The organism is Candidatus Woesearchaeota archaeon (genome assembly GCA_021734105.1).
Lineage (GTDB): Archaea > Nanobdellota > Nanobdellia > Woesearchaeales > SKGA01 > SKGA01.
Map to the genome: position 1 here is coordinate 35,624 of JAIPJP010000008.1, position 11,757 is coordinate 47,380.

Genomic DNA, 11,757 nt, shown 5'->3' on the forward strand with positions numbered 1-11,757 from the left:
CGATGCAACCTTATAGAACAATAAAAACAAAATGATTTTTGATTTTAGCAAAAAAACAAACGTTTCCTACACAAATCCTGTTTTTAAGCATCAGTATATTCTTGTTTAGCGGCTTTATACGATTGGCTAAAAAGACCATATAATTCATCGGCTTTTTTCTTTCCAATAAGAGGCACCTCTAAAAGCTCTTCTTTAGATGCATTAATGAGTGCATAAATCGAATCAAATTTTTCAAGCAATGCTTTTGCAAGCGCCCCGCCAATTTGCGGAAAACTACTGACAACATATTCTTGTAATGTCTGTTTATCAAATGGTTTTGCAGAATGAAACGTAAACGAACCTTTATTTTCTTCTTGTTCTCGACGAGCAATAGCAAGAAGAAGTTTGGCTGTTTCTATCGGAGAAAACGTTCGAAGCAAAGGAATTTTATAAGATGTCACAATAGTTGCATACATACCAAGAACCGCTGCTTGTTCAACTTTTCGAAGTGAGGAAAAATTATCAATTCCTTCTAAAATTAAAAGAGGTTTTTCATATTGTGCGAGTGAACGAAGCTGAGATAATAATCGCCCATCAATAATAGATGTTAAAAAATCATCCATTTGTTTATACTCGACACAAACATCTTTAGAAAGTACAAAGTCACCCACTTGTAATTGTTTAAGCTCTAAATTGACCTCTTGCGCAAGCAAGGCTTTGAGCACTGGCGAACCTTTTTCTCTAAAATCAGCAAAAAGTTTTATATTTTCTTCTGAAGCAAAGGAAGATAATTTTTTTTGCGATATAGGCTTATTAAAAATCAATGATTTTTCAACTGTACCATTCACCTTATCAAGCGCGCGAAACATTCGCTTTTCTTTATGAAAGGCAGCCCAACGATTTACTTCATCACGAGTATTCTTTGCAACAAAAACAGTGACAAAGCCTTTAGTGTGACGACCCGTTCTTCCACGACGCTGCACAGAACGAATAGCGCTTGGCAGGGGCTCAAAGAAAAAGACATGATCAACGGAAGGAATATCTAAACCTTCTTCAGCAACACTTGTTGCAATAAGAATATTAAACTCCCCGTTTCTAAAACGACGAAGAATCTCTTTTTGTTCTTTTTGTGTTAAACCTTTGCCATTCTTTTTTGCCTGACCAAAAAACAATTCATTTGAACTCGTTATATCTTTTTGTAAACGAATTGCGGTATCGCGAAAATGAGTAAAAATAATTATTTTTATAGCGGGATTTTTTGTAACTAGCGCATTAACTTGTTGTATAAGTTGTTCTAGCTTCGGATGTTCTTTACCTTCGGCAATCAAATCTCTTGTCTTCGCAAACGCAGCAAGAAACAGAGGATCTTTTGCTAGAGATTTTACTGCTTTGGTTTTTCCTTGACGTGCAGCAATAAGAACTGAATGAAAATAAGCATGAAGCGCATGAAGCGACTGCGTCTCTGCAAGTTCTAATGCGTGTTGAAGCTTAAGACTTTGCGCAAGCAAACTCATCGCATGCAAAAGTTCAAAAGATGTTTCTCCTTGACTAATACGAACATGAATATCTCGCTGCAAAAGTAAAAGTGCGCTTTTTGTATACGAAGATGGGGGTTTAGGTAGTAAACCGTACGATGCGACTTGAGCGAGTTTTTCTGCATGGCAGCTTTTAAGATAATTCACAATTGCTAAAACTTCCGACGTTAGTAAGACTTCTTCCCAACAAATCGTTGTTTCTTGAGTAAAACCCTTTACATCAGCATCGGTGCTTTTTCGATATTGAACTTTTCGGATGTATAAATTTTTACATACCTCATTTATTTTATCTTCGTCAGCACCAGGTGATGCAGTAAGTGCGATGATACGCTGATGCGTTGCTTGTTCAACATATTTTTCAGCAAGAAAGGTGTATGCATAATCACCTATTGCGCGATGCGCTTCATCAAAAATTAACAAAGATACATCACTAAAAGAAATTTTTCCACTGAGCAAATCATTCTCTAGTGTTTGGGGTGTTGAAAAAACTATTCTTGCACGCAACCATTGCTCTTGACGTTTTTGCGGAGAAACATTTCCTGTAAATAACACAAAATCTTCTTCTGGAAGTAAAAGCGATTCTTGAAATACACGAAGTTGTTGTTCAACGAGCGGTTTTGTTGGAGCAAGAAACACCAATTTCTTATGAGGAAAATTAATTAAACGTTGCGCTGCAAGAAGAAGCGAAATTGCTGTTTTCCCAAGACCTGTTGGCAACACTACCAACGTGTTATTATCTTTAGCAATCTGAAAAATTGCGTATTGATAAGGTCGAGGAATTATTCCATGAAGCATAATTTCCTTAAATGAGATTGAGTATTTAAATATGCGGGCCGTACATGACCAGTGGAAAACACTGTTTATTTTTTATTAGACAGATTTAAATAGTTTTAAACCATTCTTTTTCTTAAACTCCAGCCTCTTTACGGCAACGACAAAACAAGTGAATTTTTATGGTTGAAACAGACATTGCTTCTAGCCCTCGTATTAAAAAATATTTTGACTATTTAGAGAATAATACGCAATTAGCATATGCTGTTGCAAAGAAAGCTCGAATGAAACATTTCGATCCAGAAGACTATGTAGAAATTAAACTTGCAAAAAATATGGCTGAGCGAGTAGTAGGTATTATTTCTGTTGTCGCGCCACAAATTGTTGAAAGTGGTGTTGTAGAACGCATCATGGAACTTGAAAAAAAATATGGCAGTCAAGACTGGCGAGTAGCGTTTAGAATTGCACACGAAATTGCAGAAGAAAAATATTGTAAATTTAAAGATAAAAAAGAAGCGATTGAAGTTGGCGTACGAACAGGATTTGCATATGTTACTGTGGGAGTTGTTTCAAGTCCGCTTGAAGGACTTACTTCTATTGAAATTAAACCTCGACGAGATGGAAAAGGAGAATTTTTTAAAATTAATTACGCGGGCCCAATCAGAAATGCAGGAGGTACCGCTGCTGCAACAAGCGTTCTTATTGCTGATTATGTAAGAAAAAAAATGGGTTATGCAAAATACGATCCTGATGAAAAAGAAGTCAGACGATGTTACGCAGAACTTGAAGATTATCATCAATATGTTGCAAATTTGCAATATTTTCCATTCAAAGAAGAAACAGAATATTTGCTTAAGCGAATACCTGTAGAAATTGCGGGGGATCCTAGTGAAAAACGAGAACTTTCTAATGCATCGCTTAAAGATTTGCCAAGAGTTGAAACTAATTTTTTGCGGAGCGGCTATTGTTTAATTCACTCATCTTGTATTCCTTTAAAAGCTGCGAAGCTATGGAAACAGCTTGACAAATGGGGAGAAGAAATGGGTATGGATGATTGGGCATTTATGCCTGAATACTTGAAACTCCAAAAAGAACTACGAGCAAAAAACTCAACAACTACAACAAAAGAAGAAAACGACGATACAAAAATAAAACCAGATGGTACATTTGTTAAAGACATTGTTGGAGGACGACCAGTCCTTGGACACCCTATGCAAAGCGGTAGTTTTCGATTACGCTATGGTCGAGGAAGAGCGAGTGGTTATTCTGGACAAAGCATTCACCCCGCGACTATGAGTGTTCTTAACGACCTTATTGCAACAGGAACACAACTTAAAGTGGAGCGACCAGGAAAAGCAGCAGCATTCACCCCTTGCGATCATCTCATGGGTCCTATTGTTAAACTCCATAACGGTAGCGTTGTTGCTGTAAAAACTGAAGAAGAAGGGAAAAAAATTACTAAAGAAGTAAAAGAAATTATTTATTTGGGGGATGTACTCATTAACTATGGTGATTTTTTAGACCGTGCGCATCCACTCCTGCCACCAGGATATTGCGAAGAATATTGGATAGAACATGTTAAGAAAGCATTAGCAGAAAAACAAAGTAATTCGCTTTCTGATCAAGCTACAATACTGGGGCTTTCAAACGACATTACTAAACAATTATTTGCACAACCAATCATCACACCGATATCGTTTGCAGCTGCAAAAAAAATCACTCAAGAACTTAACGTGCCATTACATCCTGCACATACATTCTTCTATAGAGAAATTACTCGACAACAACTCAAAGATTTTGTTGGGTGGCTTGGTCACGCACAATATTTGCTTGAAACACCAAAAATAATCTTGCCACTTAAACAAGAATTCTTAGAAGGTAAACGGGCACTTGAACTCTTAGGTGTGCCACACGATGTTGTTGAAGAACGCGTGAGCATAATTTCGGATGCAGCTAATGCGCTAAGTACAACCCTTAATATTCGCAGTCAACTCGATGCAAAAGATGTTTTAGAACTTATTGATGAAGAAGAACATACAACTAAAACAACGCTTGAACTCATCACACATCTTGCACCTTATACTGTTAAAGATAAATCCGGTGTTTTTATTGGCGCACGAATGGGACGACCGGAAAAAGCAAAAATGAGAAAAATGACGGGCTCACCGCATTGTTTATTTCCGGTTGGTGATGATGGAGGTCGCCTACGAAGCTTTCAGTCGGCACTTAGTGCGGGCAAAGTAACAAGCACGTTTCCCATTTACTTTTGTTCACATTGCAAAAATAAAACACCACTATCTATTTGTGAAATGTGCGAAACACCAACAAAACGACGAAAAATTAATAGAAAAACAAAGGAAGACGTCGACATAGAAACAGCAACAAAAGAAGAAGGAGATTTTATTGATTATAAAGAATGGAGCGTTCCAATTAAAAGCATATTTGACTATTGCTTAAAAAAAATGAATACGCGCATCTATCCTGATCTAATTAAAGGTGTACGAGGAACCATAGGAAGAACACACACACCAGAACATTTACTCAAAGGAATACTGCGAGCAAAACACAACGTGCACGTAAACAAAGACGGTACTATTCGATACGATGCAAGTGAACTCACCCTCACCCATTTTAAACCAAAAGAAATAGGAACTAGTGTTGAACAACTCAAAAAGCTCGGATACGAAAAAGATATTTATAACAAAGAACTTGCTAACGAAAATCAAATTCTTGAACTTCTTGCTCAAGACGTTGTGCTTCCAGCAAGTAAAAGCTCGCCTGATGATGGATCGGATATAGTGCTTTTAAACACCGCAAAATTCATTGATGATGAACTTAAAACAATGTATGGACAACAAGCATTTTTTAAAGCAAATAATCCGATTGATCTTGTCGGACATCTTATTGTGGGTCTAGCACCACACACTTCAGCAGGCATGGTTGGTCGCATCATAGGATTTAGTAAAACACAAGGATTACTTGCCCACCCACTTTATCATGCCGCTATGCGACGAGACTGCGATGGTGATGAAAGCTGTGTTTTTTTATTGTTGGATGCATTTCTTAATTTTTCACAACATTATTTACCCACAAGCAGAGGAGGAACAATGGATGCGCCAATCGTACTCACAACCATTCTTAATCCTGCAGAAGTTGACGATATGGCCTTTCATATGGATATCGCGGGAAGTTATCCACTTGAATTTTATGAAGCGTGCGAGGCATACAAAAATCCGTGGGATGTCAAAATTGAACTTATAGAACATAATCTATTTACTGAAAAACAATTTGAAGGACAATTATTTACGCATGACACAACAGATATTAATGCAGGTGTGCTTTGCTCAGCTTATAAACTTCTTCCATCCATGAAAGAAAAAATAGAAAGTCAAATGGATCTTGCTAAAAAAATACGTGCGGTGAACGAAACAGATGTTGCTCGGCTCGTCATCGAAAAACATTTTATCAGGGATACAAAGGGTAATCTGAGAAAATATTCTTTACAACAATTTCGATGCGTTGGATGTAATGAAAAATTTCGACGACCACCACTTATCGGCAAATGCACAAGCTGTGGAGGAAAAATTATTTTTACCATATCAGAAGGAAGCATCATGAAATATCTTGAAATGAGCATAGAACTTGCTGAAGAATTTAACGTTTCGCCATATCTTAAAGAATCATTGTATCTTACTAAAAAACGAACACTTGATGTGTTTGGAAAGGAAAAAGAAAAACAAACAGGACTGGGAACCTTTATGTAAAACCTCGCAATAACGAGCCTTCGACTCGTTGATAATAACTACCGCAACCATATAGAGTCCGAACCAATCAACAACAAGCAAAAAATTATGGTGTAATCTATCTAATAAAAGTAGACGCTGTGATTCAAGTAACCTGAATAAACAGGTCTACATAATGAACAATAAAAAGGTTCATTTTAAACAAAGCCATTATATGTAAAGCTTTAAAAAGAAGCCACTCTTTCTTCTCATCTATGGATTATGAAGCACTTCTTGCAAAAGCACGCGAAGCACTCCCTGAAAACATAAATTCGGGAGAACGATTCGAAATACCTAAAATAAAGGGTCATTTGCAAGGAAATAAAACCATAATAAGTAATTTTGGACAAATAGCAACAACAACAGGTAGAAAAGTAGAACTTCTCGTTAAATATATTGAAAAACAACTCGCAACAAAAGCAGTTATAAAAGACAATTTTGTTATTTTTAACACAAAACTCTCCGCTTCAAAAATTAATGAACGAGTACAACAATTTGTCGATCAATTTGTTATTTGTAAAGAATGTGGTAAACCAGATACAAAACTATCCAAAGATTCAGGAATATTCTTTGTTCGATGTAGCGCTTGTGGTGCTAAATATTCTATTAATTCTAAATTATAATACTCTTTAGCACGCTAATTTGCCTGAATAGATTTTAACAGGATAATATAAAAACAACCAATTAATGACAAAAGTAATTTAATATATCATAAATAAAAATATTTTTATGAAACTTAAAAAGTCACAAACACCAACTTTTAAATAGCAAAAGTCTCAGAACATAAACAAATGGCTCTAGGAAAACGAATAAAAAGAGAATTTCATATTAGTCTTAAAGAGAAGAAAGGCATGTTTATTACTGCCTTTGTGGGTGCTCTAGTCATTTTTATGTTTGCTTGGCGAGTAACTAATTATACTCTTAGAACAGGCATTCTCTCATTTCTTGCGATAGTAATTCTGGGTCTTGTGAGTATGTATATGTTTGTTGCAGGAGCAAAAATTGTTGCCAACATCAGAGGCTATGAAGCGCAATACGCTCATTGGACAAACGGCCTGCTCACTGGATTTGTTGTCTCGTTTATCAGCTACGGACTCATTCCCATAGTCCTCCCAGGTAATATTGAAATTAAAACAATTGATAGGCTCAGACATGGCAAAGTTTATTTTGGAGAAAACAAAAAAGATATCTTTTTCGTGTTGGGGTCTGCAGTACTCGCCTCGTTATTTACATCGTTTATCTTCTTTTATATCTTTCTTTTCACTAAAATACAATTATTTTATTATGGAGTAATATTTAATGCAATTATTGCTTTTATGTCTTTACTTCCCTTTACTCAAAACATTGGAGCAACATTATTTTTCGCTCGAAAAAACAATTATTTCGGACTCCTAGGACTAACAGCAATCTATTTTCTAGTTATTATCTCATCATCAGTTTTGCCTCTTATTATCCTCATCATTGGAGCAATTGCTTATTGGATTATTATTGGAATAAAAAACAAAAAGAAGTAAAAAAAATAAACAAAAAAAGCGCACGTATTTTATTCTAAGCAACTACAGAATAAAATCCTTTTAAAAATAAATAAATCCCTGCAATAATACAAAGAAATTTTATAGGAAATAACACAGTAAATATTGCTAATACTCCAATACCAATATCAATCATACTCATTATGTCTCCTTTAAATGCAACCCCTTTTGCAATTAAATAAAGCCCACTACCAAGAAGTAAGCGAAGAGGAGCTAGGTGGGCTGGCGCTAAAAAAAGCATAACAGCAACAAACATATCTAACACCCCAAAAAATTTGAATAAAAACATAAAAAAACAAAATTAGCCACCATATATAATTATTTCTAGAAAAAAAGCTCTAATAAAGAAACATCTTGTGTTATGAAGATTTAATCTTACTCTGCCTAAAAAATTAAACAAAAAAATTATTCTTAAATTGCTTTAAAATGATAATTGTTGTTTAGACATACATCAATCCTATAAAAATGGGTAATTAATTATTCCAAATAAATCTTTTTATACAGTGCGATAAAATGTTCGGACGCAATAGCAATTCCAGCATCACTAAATGCTGTTGCGAGTTTTTCCCCTTTAGTATCTTCTTCTGATTCAGGAGCAAAAAAATCAAGCAAATTGTCAAGCAATTGATAATATAAATATCTCTCGTTAATTAATAACACCACGTTCTTTTTATCTGCAGTAATCTTGCCCGTATTTAAAGAAATTTTAATATCCTCATTAATTAAAAAATTGCCCTTAAGAGAAAACCCCCTCTTTAAAAATTCTGCTGTGATAAGCTGTCGAATACAATCTTTTTTTGAAAGAGAAAAATCAATCGGAGAAACAATAACTAATTCATTAATTGGGGGAACTTGAATTATACGACCCAAATAATTTTTTACTTTTTGCTTAACCTTCCCTTTCACCCAATCATTTTCAACCAAGTAAGCATATTGTTTTTCTTTTACCTTTTTTGCTCGAACAAACATCTTATTTGAGGCTTAATTTGCAGCAGCCTTTGCAGCTTTTTCTTTAACTTCTTTTTCTTTTAAGGATTTTAATTCAGCAACAGACGTCGCGTCCGCACGAGTACTAAAATTCATCACCTTGATTTCTCTTGATTTTAATGAAAGCGCCAAAATTCTGGCTGGCTGGGGTTCAAGACCTCGCTTTTCTTGATCTTCTGTGATTTCAGTCCATCCTGAACTGTTAATACAAGTCACATTACGATAGTTTTTTACTTGCGCCCTGTGAATATGACCTGTTACAAAAATATCTGGAATGGGGTCTATAACAAGAGGATCTTCTTGGGTGTCAGGAATATATAATGTTGAACCATGTGATGGCGCAAGATGTCGACGTTTAAGTAAATAAATCATAATATCATCCGCAACTTTTTGACCGCCTGCGGCACGAAGTGATGGAATTGCGTCTGAATAATAAATTAATGAATAACCATGATACATTAACACATCAATACCGGAAAATTCTTTAGTTACATCAACAGCCACATAAGCAGGATTAGAAACCAAAATGACATTCTCCATATCCCATAATGCTTTACCATATTCTTTATCAATAGGAAGTTGGGGTTCGGCAATTCGCCCCACATCGTGATTTCCTGGACAAATAATTATTTTTATGTGAGAAGGAATTTTTTTAAGGTATTCGGCCGCAACATCATATTGTCCTTTACAATTATCAATTTCTAAATCTTCTTCTTGACTGGGATAAATTCCAACGCCCTCAATAACATCACCAACAATAAAAACATATTTTACTTTTTTTGCAATTTCTCGCTGCTCAAGCGTACCTAATTTTCCATTAAGCCAAAGCAAAACCCTATGAAATTCTTTTCGTAAAAATTCTTTTGAACCCATATGAAAATCACCAAAAAAAATCGCATAATTATCAAGAGGAGATTTTTTTAATTCTTTACTTAGAGGAACGTCGGGCTGCACTATAGTATTAGCAAAAACAATATCTTTACCAGAAGATCCCATTACCCCAATTACTTCATCAAGCGTTAAATCTTTTGCTAAGGAAAGAAGTTCAATATTATCTTTATGAATTAATACTTTGGTTGTTCCAGTTAAATCTTCTAATTCTAAAATAACATGACCATTTTTTGTTACATCTTTTTCTAATACCATACCAATAATAGATGTTTTTTCTTTTTCTGATCTTCCTCTTAATCTATTAATAGATGTTAGACCAACTAATTCTGGACGAGATTTAAGCATTCTCTCTAAAGATTTAAAACGAATGGTAAAATATTTTACAAAATCTTTAACTTGGTGTTTACCTGGTGTTTTCTCGTGGGATTTAATTATGGAAATTCTACTATTATTTGAGTTTTTAAATTCTTTTTGAGAAATAATACCTAATGCAGAAATATCAATCTCGGGAAAATATTTTTTAAAAAAAAATAATAATTGATTATTTCGTTCTTCTTTTTCAGATATACTAAATAATTTTTCAAGTTTATAAGATATATCTTCATCTATTAATTCTCCTTGATCAATAAGATAATTTGTAACTGTTTTTACATCCATTTTATAATAAATCCTTAAGTTCAACACCTAACTCTTTTGCAAGCAATAATTGCACTTTATCAGCTAATTGTGAAGGTACACCCACGTGAATTTCTCGTGTTCTACCATGACGACCTTTAGAAATAACTTTAGCATTAATTAAACCAAGCATATCAAGTTCTGCAACAATATCTGAAATTCTGCGTTGTGTAATTGGCTTTAAACCAAATCGAGGACAAAGATCTTTATACACGTCATAGACATCACCTGTAAATACCCCTTTATTTTTAGATGTACGAAGTAAAAGAAAAATGGAAAGCATCGTTGCTTGAAATTGTTTTGGTTGTGTTTCAACTACATCAATAATTCTATCTCGCTCGATTTTTTCTTCAGCCATATCAATATGTTTAATTTCTATACGATTTGATTTTCCCCGCTCAGCAAGTTCTCCTGCAACACGAAGTAAATCGATCGCGCGACGCGCATCACCATGTTCTCTTGCAGCATATGCTGCACATTTAGGAATAACCCCTTCATCAAGAACACTTTTTTTAAAAGCAACATTAGATCGATTCCTTAAAATATCTTGAATTTGTAGTGCATTATAGGGTGGAAAAATTAATTCTTCTTCAGATAATGAACTTTTTACTCGAGGATCAATATGATTAGCAAACATTAAATCATTACTAATACCAATTATTGCAACTTGTGATTGTTTAAGTTCAGAATTAATTCTTGTTAAATTATAAATAACTTCATCTCCTGTTTTTTTTACAAGCTGATCAATTTCATCAAGAATTAAAATAAGAATTTGGTCTTCTTCATTTAAAGCTGCATAAAAGGATTTATATACTTCATCTGTGGGTAAGCCCGTTGCTGGAATGTGTTTTCCAAATTCTCGAGCAATTTCTGCAATAAGACGATATTCTGTATCTGCAACACGTTTTAATTTACAATTAATATATATAATTTTTACAGCTACATTATTTTCTTTTGCAACATTAGTAATATTATCAACAGTATATTTTACTGAAAGTGTTTTACCTGTACCTGTTTTTCCATAAATAAACAGATTAGATGGTTTTTCAAGTTTTAATGCAGGTGCTAAAATTTCAGCAATCTGTTCTATTTGTTCATCGCGATGAGCTATATCTTCAGGAACATAAGATGCTTGCATTGACTTTTTATCAGCAAATAATGAATCTTGCTTTAAAAAATTCTTAAAATATGAAGATAATCCTTCTTTTGCCATGGTTTTCCACAAGAAGCAAGGGGTTTATATATCTATTGCGTATGGAAAATGGTGTATTGTAAAATATATATTCAATGACTAAAATAAACCTATTAATAAAATAATTATCAAATAAGAAGATTTATACTCATTAAATTAATATATTTCTGTTAAGAAGTGTCACACCTTAATTTCTTATGGAAAATATAAATATTAAAAAAATGATTGTATATATTAACTGATATTAAAAAAAATTATATAAAATTAATAGAATAGGGCTTGTTCAAAGTGATTGCTCTCCAGAGCCAGTAAAGCAAAGATTTACTGCTTTGACTTAGCTTCTCAAGATTGTAGGTGATGATTTGCCATGCGAATTCTCTTTTTTTCATGTAGTGTAGTTTGCTTCGCAAACT

Annotated in this window: 8 protein-coding genes; 3 read left to right on the forward strand and 5 right to left on the reverse strand. The window is 34.1% G+C overall.

The genetic code is table 11. The features are described from left to right. Nucleotides 1-83 precede the first annotated feature (83 nt). Nucleotides 84-2,309, reverse strand: coding sequence for a DEAD/DEAH box helicase (locus K9M74_02415; protein ID MCF7798733.1), 2,226 nt, complete (start codon nucleotides 2,307-2,309; stop codon nucleotides 84-86). A 158-nt stretch (nucleotides 2,310-2,467) separates the two neighbouring features. On the opposite strand from K9M74_02415, the gene K9M74_02420 reads away from it, so the two are divergent. From K9M74_02420 to K9M74_02430, 3 genes are all read left to right on the forward strand, one after another. Continuing rightward, entirely contained in the window at nucleotides 2,468-6,049 is a 3,582-nt protein-coding gene (locus K9M74_02420) for a DNA polymerase II large subunit (GenBank protein ID MCF7798734.1), read from the forward strand. Nucleotides 6,050-6,282: 233 nt separating this feature from the next. Next, nucleotides 6,283-6,690 (forward strand): translation initiation factor IF-2 subunit beta, encoded by a 408-nt coding sequence (locus K9M74_02425; protein ID MCF7798735.1) that lies wholly within the window; start codon nucleotides 6,283-6,285, stop codon nucleotides 6,688-6,690. Nucleotides 6,691-6,858: 168 nt separating this feature from the next. Then, on the forward strand, nucleotides 6,859-7,581 hold the full coding sequence (locus K9M74_02430) for a hypothetical protein (GenBank protein MCF7798736.1): 723 nt from the start codon (nucleotides 6,859-6,861) through the stop codon (nucleotides 7,579-7,581). Nucleotides 7,582-7,615: 34 nt separating this feature from the next. Here K9M74_02430 and K9M74_02435 read toward each other — a convergent pair whose 3' ends face one another. The 4 genes from K9M74_02435 to K9M74_02450 all read right to left on the reverse strand — a co-directional run bounded on the left by K9M74_02435 (nucleotide 7,616) and on the right by K9M74_02450 (nucleotide 11,365). Then, a complete protein-coding gene (locus K9M74_02435) occupies nucleotides 7,616-7,888 on the reverse strand; it encodes a hypothetical protein (protein MCF7798737.1) in 273 nt (90 codons plus the stop codon). A 188-nt stretch (nucleotides 7,889-8,076) separates the two neighbouring features. After that, nucleotides 8,077-8,568, reverse strand: a complete 492-nt coding sequence (locus tag K9M74_02440; GenBank protein MCF7798738.1) for a hypothetical protein — start codon at nucleotides 8,566-8,568, stop codon at nucleotides 8,077-8,079. Between the two features lie 12 nt (nucleotides 8,569-8,580). After that, nucleotides 8,581-10,134: a metallophosphoesterase gene (locus K9M74_02445; GenBank protein ID MCF7798739.1), complete on the reverse strand. Its 1,554-nt coding sequence runs from the start codon at nucleotides 10,132-10,134 to the stop codon at nucleotides 8,581-8,583. A gap of 1 nt (nucleotide 10,135) precedes the next feature. After that, nucleotides 10,136-11,365: an ORC1-type DNA replication protein gene (locus tag K9M74_02450; GenBank protein MCF7798740.1), complete on the reverse strand. Its 1,230-nt coding sequence runs from the start codon at nucleotides 11,363-11,365 to the stop codon at nucleotides 10,136-10,138. Nucleotides 11,366-11,757 lie beyond the last annotated feature (392 nt).